At 38.0% G+C, this 14,690-nt stretch carries 14 protein-coding genes; 2 read left to right on the forward strand and 12 right to left on the reverse strand.

The window, feature by feature from the left end:
- Position 1 precedes the first annotated feature (1 nt).
- The 10 genes from J8Z25_RS08680 to J8Z25_RS08725 form a co-directional block, all read right to left on the reverse strand.
- Positions 2 to 859: an OmpA family protein gene (locus tag J8Z25_RS08680; RefSeq protein WP_250662001.1), complete on the reverse strand. Its 858-nt coding sequence runs from the start codon at positions 857 to 859 to the stop codon at positions 2 to 4.
- Between the two features lie 8 nt (positions 860 to 867).
- A complete protein-coding gene (locus tag J8Z25_RS08685) occupies positions 868 to 1,188 on the reverse strand; it encodes an STAS domain-containing protein (protein WP_054561490.1) in 321 nt (106 codons plus the stop codon).
- Positions 1,189 to 1,374: 186 nt separating this feature from the next.
- On the reverse strand, positions 1,375 to 3,186 hold the full coding sequence (locus J8Z25_RS08690; RefSeq protein WP_250662002.1) for a sugar transferase: 1,812 nt from the start codon (positions 3,184 to 3,186) through the stop codon (positions 1,375 to 1,377).
- Between the two features lie 9 nt (positions 3,187 to 3,195).
- Positions 3,196 to 4,275, reverse strand: a complete 1,080-nt coding sequence (locus J8Z25_RS08695) for a glycosyltransferase (RefSeq protein WP_250662003.1) — start codon at positions 4,273 to 4,275, stop codon at positions 3,196 to 3,198.
- Entirely contained in the window at positions 4,272 to 5,747 is a 1,476-nt protein-coding gene (locus J8Z25_RS08700) for a GumC family protein (RefSeq protein WP_130051487.1), read from the reverse strand. The genes J8Z25_RS08695 and J8Z25_RS08700 overlap by 4 nt, the downstream gene beginning before the upstream one ends.
- A gap of 169 nt (positions 5,748 to 5,916) precedes the next feature.
- On the reverse strand, positions 5,917 to 7,053 hold the full coding sequence (locus tag J8Z25_RS08705; RefSeq protein WP_250662004.1) for a glycosyltransferase: 1,137 nt from the start codon (positions 7,051 to 7,053) through the stop codon (positions 5,917 to 5,919).
- Positions 7,050 to 7,760, reverse strand: coding sequence for an acyltransferase (locus J8Z25_RS08710; protein WP_250660906.1), 711 nt, complete (start codon positions 7,758 to 7,760; stop codon positions 7,050 to 7,052). Before J8Z25_RS08710 ends, J8Z25_RS08705 begins: the two co-directional genes overlap by 4 nt.
- Positions 7,753 to 9,117 (reverse strand): O-antigen ligase family protein, encoded by a 1,365-nt coding sequence (locus J8Z25_RS08715; RefSeq protein ID WP_250660907.1) that lies wholly within the window; start codon positions 9,115 to 9,117, stop codon positions 7,753 to 7,755. Before J8Z25_RS08715 ends, J8Z25_RS08710 begins: the two co-directional genes overlap by 8 nt.
- Entirely contained in the window at positions 9,101 to 10,519 is a 1,419-nt protein-coding gene (locus J8Z25_RS08720; protein WP_250660908.1) for a lipopolysaccharide biosynthesis protein, read from the reverse strand. Before J8Z25_RS08720 ends, J8Z25_RS08715 begins: the two co-directional genes overlap by 17 nt.
- Positions 10,520 to 10,528: 9 nt before the next feature.
- On the reverse strand, positions 10,529 to 11,680 hold the full coding sequence (locus tag J8Z25_RS08725; RefSeq protein WP_250660909.1) for a glycosyltransferase: 1,152 nt from the start codon (positions 11,678 to 11,680) through the stop codon (positions 10,529 to 10,531).
- A 220-nt stretch (positions 11,681 to 11,900) separates the two neighbouring features.
- Here J8Z25_RS08725 and J8Z25_RS08730 point away from each other — a divergent pair, with 220 nt between their 5' ends.
- Both J8Z25_RS08730 and J8Z25_RS08735 read left to right on the forward strand, forming a co-directional pair.
- Positions 11,901 to 12,818: a glycosyltransferase family 2 protein gene (locus J8Z25_RS08730; RefSeq protein ID WP_167657646.1), complete on the forward strand. Its 918-nt coding sequence runs from the start codon at positions 11,901 to 11,903 to the stop codon at positions 12,816 to 12,818.
- Complete coding sequence (locus J8Z25_RS08735) at positions 12,815 to 13,219, forward strand: response regulator (RefSeq protein WP_250660910.1); 405 nt, start codon at positions 12,815 to 12,817, stop codon at positions 13,217 to 13,219. The genes J8Z25_RS08730 and J8Z25_RS08735 overlap by 4 nt, the downstream gene beginning before the upstream one ends.
- Here the strand turns inward: J8Z25_RS08735 and J8Z25_RS08740 are convergent.
- Together J8Z25_RS08740 and J8Z25_RS08745 are read right to left on the reverse strand one after the other, a co-directional pair.
- On the reverse strand, positions 13,192 to 14,106 hold the full coding sequence (locus tag J8Z25_RS08740) for an endonuclease/exonuclease/phosphatase family protein (protein ID WP_250660911.1): 915 nt from the start codon (positions 14,104 to 14,106) through the stop codon (positions 13,192 to 13,194). The two genes, J8Z25_RS08735 and J8Z25_RS08740, sit on opposite strands and share 28 nt — an antisense overlap.
- Positions 14,107 to 14,251: 145 nt before the next feature.
- Positions 14,252 to 14,686 (reverse strand): acyl-CoA thioesterase, encoded by a 435-nt coding sequence (locus tag J8Z25_RS08745; protein ID WP_063705312.1) that lies wholly within the window; start codon positions 14,684 to 14,686, stop codon positions 14,252 to 14,254.
- Positions 14,687 to 14,690: the final 4 nt, after the last annotated feature.

Below are 14,690 nucleotides of genomic sequence, written 5' to 3' on the forward strand. Positions count from 1 at the left end.
GTTATTGCTCCTTAGGACCATTTAAGATTTTGGTCCAGCTGGATAATGCATGTTTTTGTGTAGTGGCTTTATCGTCACTCATGTCGATAATAATTGCCTCTACTCGTCTATCTGAATGACGTTTAGGTTTTGAGTCAGGTTCGTCGCTGTACGGTGTTAAACTACCTTGCGTTAAGGTTGTTATTGTCGCTGGGTTTACACCATAAATACCTAGCCAGTGTTTTACTGTTTCTGCACGCTTAAGTGCTAACTCATAGTTGTTTTGTTGCTGACCACTAATGTCAGCATGACCAACAAGCAGTAAGTTAACTTCATCAACTTGTTTAATTAAGTCAGCCGCTTGTGCTAAACGTGTGATGTATTTAGGAGTAACCTGAAAATCATTAAGCGAGAACTGGTTATCACTATTTAAAAGCTCAGTGATCTGGTCTTTAAGTGATGCTGTCATGTTTTTTTCAGTATCAGTAACGCCTGCACATTGGCTCATCGAATTAACAGTTTCAAAGTGCTTCGCAAGCTGATTTAAACCGTGATAGTGAATAAGTAAATCATGCTCAGCATCAGACCACATTTGCGCTGCTATTAGGCGTCTTATACGGTTTTCGTATATTTGTGCTTTTAGCAGTTGTGCTGGCATACATTGCTGTATCCCTTGTGCTTTTAATAAATCTAACTTTAAAACATGATGCTCAAATTCACTTAGCACCACGGTTTCTTGTGTGTCATAGATCATCTCGTGTTGTTCATCAGTAAGCGGATAATTTTGATATTTTTCTGCCCAGCCTCCTTGCCCCTCATCAGGCCAAGAAGCACATCCACCAAGCGTTAGCAAAATGATTGTAAATAGTATGTGCTTCATAAATCACCTCACGCGATATCAGCTTGTTCGATAAATGGAATCGTCTTATCAACTCTTAATAGACTCATTAGTTTGTGTGGTTGCCCAGACACATTAAGCAGTGATAATTTTTGCCCTTTTTTCTCAATACGTTTATATAAGAACACCATGGCACCAATGCCAGATGAATCAATAAATGTAGTAGAGCTAAAATCGAGTACCACACTTTGCTGTTTGCCATGTGCAACCTCTTCAAACTGATCTTTAAAGCCATCGACGGCTAGACCAGAAAAGTCACTAGGTAGTGAAATTAGTTTGGTATCGTTAGAAAATGATGTGTTGTTAGCCATGATCTTCACCTTAGTTAAATTGGTTAGTCATAGTAACTAGTACAACTAAAATGCCAGTTTATAAGGTGTTGAAATTTAAAGGTTAAATGATGGGGTGATGCATAATGCAATTAACTTTTTAGTGTTAATTTGCATTATGCAACGTGATTTGCTTAATTTATTTGATAAAAAAGACGTGGATTGGTATCACTGCCCTTTGCCTGTAAAGACAACTTGTAATGTTTTAACCACAATTGAAAACTCAAGCTTCGCCCAAGCACGCGGTGATGACATACTCAGTGAATAGGCGTAATCCCAGCCAATTTTACTGCGTGCATCGTCTATGGTTTCGTCATAACCGTTCATCACTTGAGCAAGACCAGAAATACCTGGTTTAACCCCGTAAGTACGCTGGCAAAAATAAGGGATGTCTTTTTCTAATTTACCATAAAAAACAGGACGCTCTGGTCTTGGGCCAATTAATGACATCTCGCCTTTGAGCACATTAATTAATTGCGGAAGTTCGTCAATTCGTGTTTTACGCATAAAGCGCCCTACTGCCGTTATTCTTGGATCATCTTTACTGGCCCACACAGCACCAGAACGCGACTCAGCATCAACAACCATAGAGCGAAACTTATAAACATAAAATAACTCAACGAAGTCATCTGAGCTTTCACCCACTCTAAGTTGCTTAAAGATGATAGGACCTTTAGATGTAAGCTTTATAGCCAGCGCTGCAATTAAACAAATAGGCCAAACTAGACTTAACGCAAATAAGGCACCTGCAATATCTAGGCTTCGTTTGATGACTCTAATAACAGACTTGGTTTGTGCTTTACTCGCAGATTTTACACGTTGCCAAGGGGTGTCGAAGTAACCTTGTTCATAACGAATGATCCCCCAAAGTGCTAAAAAGTAGCTATTTAAGATGTAATTAACTTTATCGACGATAGGAATGCGTTTTTTAAAGGCGAATATAGTTTTAACAGCTTGTACTGCGTGAAGTGACAAAATGCCTGTAGCAATCAATTGTGACCACATAGACTGCGTGACGATAGCCTCTATAAATACACAAGCATAAATACAGGCTAAAATAATTGGCATAACCCCACGCAATACTTTGTGCGAGAAAAAGTTCATACAAGTCCACCCTAAACGCGGGTTAAGTAATAAAAGAAGCGCTTTTATTTGTTGCCAATTACCGGCACCTAATCTTACTCGGCGTTTATAATCCTCACTTTGCTCATCGCATTCTCGCTCGTAAATGATTACGTCTTCATCAACAACGGCTTTACCACCTTTGCTTAAAGCTTTCATTGATAGCACGAAGTCGTCGTTTATGGTGTTTTTCTCTAATTCATTTGCATACTCAGCGCGCATTGCAAACATTGCCCCTGGTACGCCAATCACTGCGCCAAGGTTTGACTCTGATTTTTTCACTTGGTTTTGGTAGTGCCAGTAGGCTTTTTGTGCATCAGGGGCATTTTCATCTAAGGTGTAAACACCTGTCGAAATTGCCACTTGCGGATCACTAAATTGCTTAGCTACTTTGTTTAATGCATCAATGCTCAATAAAGCACTAACATCAGTGAACATTAAAATATCATTGTAATATTTCGCCATCCCCATCAAGGTATTTAACCCTTGTACTTTACCTTGGTTTTCATCACGATGGTGAAAATAACACTGCACGCCTTGCTTATGTAATACCTGCTGTGCTTGAAGAGCTTGTTGATAGCTTTTATCGGTGCAACCATCAAAATAAACATGAATAGAATAATGATGAGTGTCATATACTAGTGATGCTAGGTTATAAAGCTTTTCTGCAATATGCTGTTGTTCATTGTAAGCACACATCAAAACAGCAATATTCGGTGTGTAGTTGTCATCAAAAACGGTTTGCTTGCTTGTTTTTTGCTTTTTGCCTGCAACACACTTTAGTAATAATGGGTAGCCAATATGATGATATGCAGCAATACACATCAAAATGATAAATAATGTAGTAAAAAAAGTCATGGTTGGCTCCTACACTGCTAATGCAGAATATAAATTGTCGTATTTACTACTCATGGTTCTGGCATCCGCAATAGCAATAGCGTGATGACGAATACATAAACCATGCGGAAGTCTACTTGCTCTTAAAATAGCCGGTGCAAGTTTGTTAAATTCGTGAGGAGACACAAGTTCACCTTCATTCTTAGTAAGAACTTCATGAATGCCTCCAACATCGGAAGCTACAACCGGAATACCACACGCCATAGCTTCAATAATTGATAATGGCAAACCCTCTCGTTGTGAATACAAACACATAACGTCGATACTCGAATAAAAGGCCCGCATGTCCTGTACATTACCTAAAAAGTGCACGCGTTCGTTAAGGCCTAAATTACGTACCAAATTCATTAAAGTGACTTTCTGTTCGCCGTCACCTGCAAACACAATATGGTAATCCTGAGGTAAATAATGCAAAGCATGAATAAGATCTTTGTGACCTTTTCCTTCAATTAACCTGGCCGCACAGCCAACCAACTTAGCTGTGTAGGGTAAGTTAAGCTGACTTCTAGCCGTTGTTTTATTTATAGCCACAAAGGTATCGAAATCAATGCCATTTAAAATTGTGCGCTCAGGAATGATTGACGTTTTAGCTCTAAATTCGTCAGCAACAATACGTGCATCAGCAACCCAATAAATATTTGTCAATAAATCCAGCAACTTAGTGAAAGTACATTGTTTAACGTTATTTAAATACCAGGCATCATGAATTGTTGATATATGACGAACCGAATCACCGGTCAACGCACAAGCAAGGCCAGCATAAATAACAGGGCCAACATGATGACTGTGAATAATATCGATATCATGCTCTTTTATTAATGCCTTTATCTTTGCGATAACAGAAATACTCACGCCTGATTTTTTGTTTAAACAAATCACGCGATAGCTAAATTGTTCAAGCTCTGGCCATTGCTGAAACGCAGATTGTCTGTCTCCCTCAAGAGAAACAATAATACTTGAGCTACTAAATTGGCTGTTTTTGAGTAAAGTAATTGCCATTTTTTCTAGGCCACCTACTTGCAGGTGTTGAACTAAGTGCATGACATTCATAATTTATCTCCTTCAATATTACCGAAGTTAGATTCGGCATTGACGATAGGAAGTACTGTTACCACCTCTGCGCTGGTAAGTTTTTCGATGGTTTTAATATCTTTTAAGTGACTGTCACAAAGTGCAGCAACAAATACGCTTGCACTACCTGTGAAAATCCCAAGTACAATGCCAACGATAACGGTCATTAGCATTGAGGTATTGATAGGTTGTGTTGGGCTATAAGCTCGCTCAATTGTTTTAACTTTGTCAGGTCCTTCGTATTTAACTAATTTGCCTGTGACTTTGGCCATTTCGTAACGGCTAAGCATGTCTTTATAGAGTGACTGTTTAACATCATAATCACGCTCTAGTTTACGTAATTGTTTTTCTACATCACTGGTTACTAACAGACGTTCACTGACAAGCTGCACTTGCTCTTCGAGCATTGCAAATTCTTGCTCTTGCTGAAGTAAATTATTACGGGCCTCTTCAAGCGCAAGAAGTTGTGATACTAAAACACTGCTCTCTTTACCATCACCAGACGGAAGCGTATTAACCATTTGCCATAACTGATCAAGATTCGTTGTATCTAGCTCTTCACTAGATGCTAACAGCGCCTGTTGGCGACTTTTTAAGTTTGCCAGTGTGCGTTTTTTCTCGATAATCTTGCTATGTTTATCGGTATAGCGTGTTCTCAAAAGACTTAATTCAGATTCAGTACGAATTATCTTTTCTTCTAAATTGCCTAAAATTGGATTGGCCTGCCCTACTTTACTCACTAAGGCATTCAGTTTTGCTTTAGCGCCTGAAAGAGCAATCAGCTTTTGTTGTTTTTCGCTTAGTAAGCTGTCGAAGGTTTGGCGATTGCTATGTAATACATCGGGTAAGGTATTACTGTTTTTGGTTTTAAAATCAGCCAGGGCTTCTTCAGATAACTCAAGTTCTTCGCGTAAACTATCGAGCTGTTTAAAGAAAAACTGCTCAGAAGTATCAAGTGACGCCTTTGTTGGAGCTAATAAACGTTCAATAAATTTTTCTACCACCTTTTCAAGCACTGGCTTCATTTGAGATTGGTCATGCCAAATAAAGTTAATGCGTACCAGCTCATCACCAATTAACGAAAGAGATAATGCTTTAGATAGTTTTTGATGGATTTCTTCAACTTGTTTGGGTGTTGCATCTTCAGCTATTAATTGGGTTTCTTTTGCTACTGCAATAAGTACCTTACGGCTGATAACTAAGGTACGCAGCGCTGCCATACGATCAGAAAGCTGAAACGAAAAAGACAGATCATCTAAGTAAGGGTTAAGTAGTGCAGACTCTTCAATTAAGATTGTTGCGTGATTGGTATATTGTTTTTGCGCAGATAAGCCAAGCGCAATGACGACGATTGGCACAATGCAAAACGGAATAATAAAGAGCTTAATACGCGTGTAAAGCGCATAAAGCCCTAAATAAATTAACCGTTTGATCTGCTCTTTAACTAACATACTTTACCTTTTGCTTTGCATTTTGCGAAATTGCTCGGTTTTAATTTGCAAATTGATAAAAACAACCGAGATTTCTATAGATAGTTATTTAATTGCAGTTAGTGAGCCAAAATGTAAAAAGCCGCATCTTGTATCGATACAAGATGCGGCTTTGGATTGAAAGGTTTGTTTAGCAAAACCTAAGTTGTTTACAGACTAGCTTGGCTTTTGCTTGCCAGCTATGATCACTTGCCTGCCGGGATTGGTTTGCTCGCCAATTCAAGTTGTTTGATTTACTTAGGCTTACAGCATAGTCGACACGCTCAATAAAGCCCTGGTGGTTGTCTGCTATTAATATGGTCTCTTGGTACGGATTAACCGCAGCAAAGCGTGTCGTGACAATCGGTGTGCCTGTGGCTATGTATTCTTTTAATTTAAGTGGATCACAGGCCCTGATCTGTTCATTATCAACAAATGGCAAGATAGATACCTGCCAATGCTGAGAAAATGAAGCTAAACGATCATGCTCTACAGCCGGTATATGGGTTACATTGTCTAACTTGATTAGATCAGAGAAGTCTTCGACAAGGTGGCCTATCAATACTAATTGATACTCAGGCCTATCTTTAGCTAGCCTTAACAATAAGGCTTTATCAAGCCAAGCATTTAAGGAGCCATAAAAGCCAATAATGGGTCTGCTTATTTGTTCAAGTTCAAAGGCTTTCGGTGTTTGCGTGGTGAATAGTTCTAAATCGACCCCATGAGAAAGCATTTTTACTTTAGATTTTGGCATTTTGTTGGCTAGAGGCTCACTCACAACATAAATAGTGTCAGCTTTTTCGATAAGTGCGCATTCAAATGGCGCGACCATTTTATGATCAACCCCAGCAAGTGCCGAGAAATCATCTCCACAATAATAAATGACTTTATCCTGCTCTCGCGGTGAAATTAGACTAATTGCAGTAGGCACACTAAGCCAATAAACAATTGGCTCATCATCTATGAAACCTTTTCGATTAAAAATCCATTTATTAAATAGCCTTACTATAACGCTATCGTGCCAAGGTAAAACCGCTAATGTGTGTGCTGTTAAATTAATATTCTGGCTAGTATTCGTTGTTTTAGCATTTGACCCTGTGCGCTTTGATAAAAAAAGGCTTTTTAATTTATTAAAAACTCGTTTCACATCAATCAAGCGAAATGTTGGTTTTCGCATACCAATCGAGTTAATCCAAATAACCTGATGTTGTTTTGCTAGTTGTTTAAATAGGTGCTGTGTACTACTTGGGTGACTTTGCCAGTCTTCGCCGAATACAATAAATTTCATAGCGTCCCCTCCAGCTGTTTAACAATTTTAGCTGGATTGCCAGCAACAATAGTATTTGCTGGGACATCTTTAGTAACTACCGCGCTTGCAGCAACTATAGCACCCTCGCCTATTGTTACACCTGCAAGCACAGTTGCGCCGGTGCCTATCCAAGCGCCTTGTTTGATAATGATATCGCCAACTTGGCATTCATCATCAGGGTCACCTAGAGCACGTCTTTCAGAGTTTAGAGGGTGACCAGGAAAACCAGCTAAAAATACCCGACCTGCAAGGCGAACATCATCTTCTAAAACAATTTTTCGACCAACAGAAAACGCATTCTGCCAACCAATATCTACATTACTGCCAATTATAAGTTTAGGTGTGTTATTACCATGACTACGCCCACAAAAAGTACTGATGCCACTAATTCGTGTGTTGTCATTACAGCTAATTTCAAGTTTTCCTAAAATTTGCGGCATACCAGAATATAGGTATAAATTTGCTTTTGAGCCCTTGATTTGGCTTTTAAATAGTGGTGTGTAATAAAAAATGCGCCCTAGCTCACTCACTACTGTTTTAACCAATAAATGCAATTTATATATAAATGAATGAATACCTGGGATAACCCACATTTGCGGATTGCGAATCGATTTCGCAAATTGAAAAAGTGATTTTGCAAATGGGCTGTCACTTGATTTAAGCCATTGTTTAATATTTTCACTCATGTGAGCTCTCCCTTTGTCTATCAATTACAAGCTTTTCTAACGCAATGGTTAAAGCAAGAATGATATATATAGGCCATGTAAATGCCTGAGTTAAAAAGGTGCCTGACACCATAAAGCCAATTAGGCCGCCCTTTAGCGCTTTCGCATTTACATCAATTTGTTTGTCATTAATCTGTTTATTCATTAAGAACACACGGTTCAAGGTGCGATAAATACAGGCAATCACTAATACAAAAATGCATATTCCGACGATACCTGTTTCACCTAATACCTGAAACCATGTACTGTGTACTGCATGATTCTTGCCATCCCAATGTGGGCTATAAAAATAGTAATTAACGACAAAGTTATTAACCCCAACCCCAGTTAATGGATTATGTATCGCCATATTGATTGCAGCTTGCCATGCGTAAATACGGCCCATAGCTGATTCATCAACACCACCTTCATGGGAGCCGCCACTTTGTCTATCTGCAATACCTGCAAAAGCAACCATGGCTAACATGCCCACGGCACCAATGCAGCCGACCACTACAGGATTTTTAACTTTCTGGTAAATAAAGAAACTAAGTACAGCAGCAATGCCAAGTAAGCCTCCTCGGCTTTGTGTTGCAATAACACCGCTGATTGCGATAACTAAGCAAATAAATGCAATGATGCGTCTAAATTTATGGGCACTTGAATCAAATACTTCAGCAGCTAAAAAAGACACGGGAAACATCATTACAAGTGATAAATCGTTAGGATCACCAAGCTGCGAGCGAAGTTCTCGCGAAATAGTGACGCGGGTACCTTCTACTAGGCCAATGCCATTCATTTTGTTATTCAGGGCAACTAAAGCAATGGCGGCACCTGAGATCATGATGCCAATTCTAACCACATTAAAATGCTTTAATGTGCTCATCCACCACGAGATTGCAAATACCATAATGAGTACTTTTGTCAGTACACCTGACCAGTACTCCATCGCTAAACCGCGATTTGAGGCACTAAAAACGCAAACAGTAAGCCAAATAAACCAAACAAAAAATATCAGATGATTGGTATGCCAATGTGGCTTTAATTTTTGTGAGATAAACAGGTGCCAAGCTATTCCCAATAGTGACGCAAGCGCGAGTAACTTAGGAATTTTAAAAGGCATTAAAAAAGGAAAAGCTTCGTGTAATCTAAAGTAGCTAAATAAAATAAACAAAATTATAAAAGCCACACTTACCTTTACTGCAGTGAAAGCGGCAAAAGGTAATAGCAGCAATGCAAAAACTGCTATCGGGCCCAAAATGGCATAGGTAACAACCACAAGTAAGGTTACTAAAATGCCATTAATGAATAACTGATTTTGTTTATAGTAATTGAGCATATTGATGCTCCTTCATTAAGCTTGTAATTACATGCTTAATCAAAGATTTATATTGGAATGCTAGGCCAACTAAATAAATTAAACACACCACCCATTTAGCATAACTAAGCTCGTTAAACTGTAATGTGATAAACGTTATAGAGGCCAATGCTAACCAGCTTGGAATTAATGCAGCAAAATTTAGATTTAGAGGTTCGAAATATTGACTAACTGAGTAAAGGCAAACTAATTTAAAGCTTTGCATAATAATTAACGACAAAATTGCGCCTTCAACTCCAAAGTTGGGCACTAAAAAATACAGTAGACTTAGGCCTAAAAGCGCTGTGATAAAGTTAATTAAGGATACAAACACACCATTCTTGTGCATGTAGCAACCTATATTAAAAATATCGCTGTGATGACGAATAGCTACAACAATAATTAATAAAATCAGCCAACTATCTTTGCCATGGTATTCAGCAGGAAGTACTGAGTTTAATGCGATTGGTGCCAGTAAACTCATCAAAACACACATAGCTAAGCCTGCATTTAATGAGGTTATTGCATAATTTTGATATTGCGTTTTATCTTGCTTAATTAAGCTGAAGCGCTTAGCAAACCACCAAAGTCGGATTGGCTCAAATGTAAATGAAGTTATAATGGCGAATTGTGCTGCGACGTAATAACTTGCTAAAACACTCTCGTTGAACTGTGCAACAATGAACCAGTTCTCGGCACCATTCCCTACATAAACAAACAATCCTGACGCGATAATTGAGGTTAAAAATAACGTCTGTGATTTTTCTATTCTCCAGCTAAAACGTGAATAGCTCACTTTAAGTACGTGTCGCATATCACTCAAAGTGACTAACATAATCATAAAGGTACACACCACACCAGAAATCATTACACCAGTTACACTAAGGCCAAGTACTAACAAAGTGACCGTTAAGCAAGTTTGCATGACCGTATGCGCAATACTAAAAAAGCAATATTTTTGCGCGTAGCCAAATAAACGGTAGTAGGTGTACGGGATAGCAAGTACCGAGGCAAAAGTTAAATTTAAAATAAGTAACCTAAAATCAATCACCTTTATTTGCGCAGGTAAGGTTGCAATAATTTGCTCGCTAAATATAAAGCTACAGCCTAAAAAAAGCGCACTAAAACAGATTGTTAATACCAGAGAGTCTCTAAATAACGCCATTTTTTCACGAAAAGATGGATACTGTTGTTTTAGCAGTAGCTCAGGTAAACCAAGCGAAACCACTAAAGAGCATAGCGCCGACATGGTCACTAAAAAGTTCAGTTCACCAAACTCGCTCTTTTCTAAAAAGCGAGTTGTAATTGGTAAAAGCAAAAAGCCAAACCCTTTTACTGCAAAAATAGCTAAAGCAAAGTAACCGATTTGTTTTAAGTTACTCATAAAACCTCCCTATAAAGATTCAACCCATTTGGAAAGCTGCTGCGCTTGCTTAACTGCGTTGTAATGCTCGTTAACATGTTGCTTAGCATTTTGACCAAGTAGATAACGCTTATGTGGAGATAATTGGTGAAATTTATAAAGCATTTTGCTAAGCCCGGAGATACTGCCTGGCATACACTTCATACCAACGCTTGAGGTAACAATTTCGTTTGCTCCCATTAACGTGGTAGTCAGTACAGGAAGACCACACGCCATAGCTTCTTTTAAAACTAACGGCCCTGTATCACGATCGCCATTCTCTGCGACACAAAAAGGGGCAATAAGGGCCGAGTAGAAAATCAGGTTTGAACTAACCCAGTCATGAGGTTTTTCACCTAGAAAACGTATATATTTACGAATACCTAACTCTTCAGCCATGTACATTAAATCGTTCAGCATTGGCCCGTCCCCTACTATATCGAGGGTAATACCAAACTCTTTTGGAATATGCTTAAGTGCAGGTAGTAGAAATTGCAGACCTTTCTTTTCGACAAGGCGGCCAATGAAAATCAACCGAACAGATTCATTTAGTGAAGATGGTTCAAATTTAAATTGGCTGGTATCGATACCGCAATGCAGCAATTTAACATTGCTCTTTGAAAAGCGCTTAAATTGCATAGCCATTTCTTCACAAACAGCAATCGAAAAATCACAAAGTGCTAGTTTTGGTTTTAAATCTGCGTTGTTAACGTAAACATCATGACCGTGGCCAATAGAAGACACGGTAATGCCTGATAGTTTTGCAGCAACTATGCCGTATGCAAGTGGGCCATGCATAAAATGACAATGTAAATGGTCTATCTTTGCAGCTTTTATATAGCGTGCAATTTGATAACCATACGCAAGTAATGATTGTGTTGAAATTGATTTAAATTGAGCTGCAGTATGCGTTGCCCTTGCTAACTTATAAATGTTAAACATAGAAGGTAAGATCAATTTAAACGCAGGTTTAGTGATTTTTTTAACTTCAATGGCACTGGTTAAATTAATCATCACAGAGGTTTTCTCAAATGTAAGAACTGTCACCTTATGCCCTGCGTTTAGAAGAGCTTTAATTTCCGTTACAACAAATGTTTCTGATGCAATTGGAAAGCTTGGGACCAAAATAGCAATATGCTTCATAAAAACGCTCCTATAAAAACTGTTATAAGAGCTATGGCAAGTTCCATACCCAGCAAAAAAACCGAAATATTCCCGAATTGAGATAAAAAATTACCGAAGATTTGCAAAATGCAACGCACAAAGAGAAAAGGCTGAGTAATTTAACAGAAAATACAGATTTAAAGCTGGCTTTTAAATTGCGTATCCTTCAATACGTAAATTAATGCTTTTGGAGCATATTATGAACAGCCAAGTCAGTATTATCATTCCTAACTACAACTGTTTGCAGTATCTAGATACGTGTATTAACAGCATTTACCAGCAAAAAAATGTAAATTTTGAAATCATTATTGTTGATGATGGCTCTACAGATGGCAGCAAAGAATACCTTGAGCAACTAGCTGCTGACAAAAGTGAAGTACGCATCTTTAGCCAACAAAGAAAAGGGGTTGTCGCTGCTCGTAACCTGGCAATTACGCAAGCAAAGTCAGAGTACTTAGCTTTTTTAGATGCCGATGATTATTGGTCAGCAGATAAACTTGCAGCTCAGTTATCATTTCATAAAAAACACCCAGATTGCGTGTTAAGTTTTACTGACTACATGCATTTTAATGAAAAGAACGAAGATATAATTGGCTGTTTTGATTACTGGCCTGAGTTTAAATGCAATGAAGAAAACACAGACTTCCAATTTCTTGATAATCCAATAAGCCAAATGATCACCACCAACATTGTTGGCACTTCGTCGGTCATGGTTAAGCGCTCTGCCATTGTTGAGGTGGGCGGTTTTGATAATAAGTTAAGTAGCGCTACCGATTTAGATTGCTGGTTAAAAATAGCTAAAAAAGGTTATGTAGGTTATTCAACCCTGTGTGCAATGCACTATCTAATGCGTGCTAACTCTATAACATCAAATAGAGAAAATAGATTAGCAGCGATGGTCGAAATTATTAATCGTAACCAATCTGTTGTATCAAACAATGAACGAAAAAAAATTAAAGCACGATTAAGTGAATGCTATGGCGAGTTCTACCGTGAACTTGGTCAGTATTCAAAAGCACTTATGTATTCAAACAGAGCCTTTTGGCTATTCCCTCATAAACGAAACTTTAAACATATGCTGTATGACTTGAAGCACTTATTTGGAGCGCATTCATGAAAAAAAACATTGTAATCATCGATGATGATGAAGCAATTTTACGTTCGCTAAAACGGTTATTAGGTACTAACAACCATGTAATTTGTTTCAGCGACCCTCTATCGGCAATTGAGTATGCGAAAAAGAACCCAATTAGTTTAGTCATTTGTGATTTGCTTATGCCTGCAATCAGTGGTTTTGCTGTTTTAGAGGATATTAAATTGCTACAGCCGAACTGCTCTCGCCTTTTGATTACTGGCTATGCAGAGCTAGAAGCTTCTAAAAGTGCACTTAACAATAATATAGCTAATATGATTACCGCAAAACCTTGGGATAACTTTGAGCTAACTATGCTGGTTGATATATTAATTGAAAATAGTCACCTTAAATTTAATCAATGCGTAGAAAATGTGAGTTCATAGTGCAGCAGTTTGTGGTCGCTGCCGTTTACTGAGTTAACACCAACATTAGATAAAGAAATATCTTCACTCACTAAACAATGATCTATTGGTAAACCCAAAACTTTTAAATCACTTAGCTGATTATTGAAAGACCAACTTGTATAAAAACCTGCGCGATTAAAGCAACTGCTTTTAGTCTTTATAAAGTACCGTGACCAAGGTACTGTATTAAAATCACCGGCAACTAACCAACTCCCTTTCAAGTTTTGAATTTCATTACTAACTTCACTTAATACCCTATTTCTCTGACTCCATAAAGTATGAGTTCTAGGTGATGGAGGATGAAAAAAAACACTATTTAACATAATGTTATTGTACAAGAAACTAAGTTTTACATAGCCAAGTTTAGGATTATCAAAGCGTTTAATTTGCCTTTGCACAATAGGTAGCTTGGAAATAACAAGAATGCCAAATGGTGCCCCTTCAACTTCAGCATAACCAAACAAATGATATTGCGTGTTGAGTTCATCAAGCACATGTCGCTGCGTATCATTAAACTCAAACAGTACCAAGATATCATTTTGCGTACCTAAAAATTGACTGTCGATGATCTGTGCTAAGTTAGGATTGCTATATTGCAAATTTACTTGTGCGATTTTGATATCGGAATTTTTAACAGCTTCAGATGATGAGTAAGGTTTAAAGTGAAATAGAACTAATCCAATACTTAAAAAAACTAAACAAAAAGAAAGCTTTTTACTCCATAACAATAAAAGTATTGCAGGTAATAAGCTACATATAATCAGCACGCCCCGCAAAGCGCCTGCTAAATCAAACAGGTAACCTTCGAGTTGATTAAAAGCCAACAATATAATTAATATATAAATAACCAGTAATATTAAACGCATCGCACTCCCCCCTTTGATTACTTATAGCTGCATATTTTGTTCCTTGCTGATAGATTCATATAACATACTTAGTATGATGTGTTCTTTTGCGGTAGAAAATTAAGCACCCGAAGGTACTTAATTTACTTTAAACTTGCAGTAAGTCTTATTCGAAACCGTTAATCATTTTATCGCAAACTACTGGAGTTGGTCTGTGGTTATCATCAACAGCAACAAACGTAAAGCTACCTGAAATAGCTAAGTGCTTGTCATCTTTGTGCATTCTTTCTAAAAAGATTTCAACGTCTACTTTAAGGCTGGTATTACCAACATGTACAACTTTAGAGATAAGCTCTGCGAATGTACCAGCCGGAATGGCTTCTTTAAAATCTACACGGTCAGACGAAATCGTTACAAGTGGCTTACGACAAAAACGTGTAGCAGCAATAAACGCTACTTCATCCATCCACGCCAACGCGTCACCACCAAATAAAGTATTGTGGTGGTTGGTACGGCCAGGAAAAACAGTTTTTGTTACTGATGTTGTTGAGTCAGCAATACGCTTTGCAATAATAGCGTCACGATCGATTTGTTGTGTCATAGTC

Source organism: Pseudoalteromonas sp. SCSIO 43101, assembly GCF_023650775.1.
Taxonomy (GTDB): Bacteria; Pseudomonadota; Gammaproteobacteria; order Enterobacterales; family Alteromonadaceae; genus Pseudoalteromonas; species Pseudoalteromonas apostichopi.

Excerpts from the sequence above, each read along its gene's own strand:
- J8Z25_RS08680 (WP_250662001.1), bottom strand. The coding sequence starts at position 859 with ATGAAGCACATACTATTTACAATCATTTTGCTAACGCTTGGTGGATGT.
- J8Z25_RS08685 (WP_054561490.1), bottom strand. The coding sequence starts at position 1,188 with ATGGCTAACAACACATCATTTTCTAACGATACCAAACTAATTTCACTA.
- J8Z25_RS08690 (WP_250662002.1), bottom strand. The coding sequence starts at position 3,186 with ATGACTTTTTTTACTACATTATTTATCATTTTGATGTGTATTGCTGCA.
- J8Z25_RS08695 (WP_250662003.1), bottom strand. The coding sequence starts at position 4,275 with ATGAATGTCATGCACTTAGTTCAACACCTGCAAGTAGGTGGCCTAGAA.
- J8Z25_RS08700 (WP_130051487.1), bottom strand. The coding sequence starts at position 5,747 with ATGTTAGTTAAAGAGCAGATCAAACGGTTAATTTATTTAGGGCTTTAT.
- J8Z25_RS08705 (WP_250662004.1), bottom strand. The coding sequence starts at position 7,053 with ATGAAATTTATTGTATTCGGCGAAGACTGGCAAAGTCACCCAAGTAGT.
- J8Z25_RS08710 (WP_250660906.1), bottom strand. The coding sequence starts at position 7,760 with ATGAGTGAAAATATTAAACAATGGCTTAAATCAAGTGACAGCCCATTT.
- J8Z25_RS08715 (WP_250660907.1), bottom strand. The coding sequence starts at position 9,117 with ATGCTCAATTACTATAAACAAAATCAGTTATTCATTAATGGCATTTTA.
- J8Z25_RS08720 (WP_250660908.1), bottom strand. The coding sequence starts at position 10,519 with ATGAGTAACTTAAAACAAATCGGTTACTTTGCTTTAGCTATTTTTGCA.
- J8Z25_RS08725 (WP_250660909.1), bottom strand. The coding sequence starts at position 11,680 with ATGAAGCATATTGCTATTTTGGTCCCAAGCTTTCCAATTGCATCAGAA.
- J8Z25_RS08730 (WP_167657646.1), top strand. The coding sequence starts at position 11,901 with ATGAACAGCCAAGTCAGTATTATCATTCCTAACTACAACTGTTTGCAG.
- J8Z25_RS08735 (WP_250660910.1), top strand. The coding sequence starts at position 12,815 with ATGAAAAAAAACATTGTAATCATCGATGATGATGAAGCAATTTTACGT.
- J8Z25_RS08740 (WP_250660911.1), bottom strand. The coding sequence starts at position 14,106 with ATGCGTTTAATATTACTGGTTATTTATATATTAATTATATTGTTGGCT.
- J8Z25_RS08745 (WP_063705312.1), bottom strand. The coding sequence starts at position 14,686 with ATGACACAACAAATCGATCGTGACGCTATTATTGCAAAGCGTATTGCT.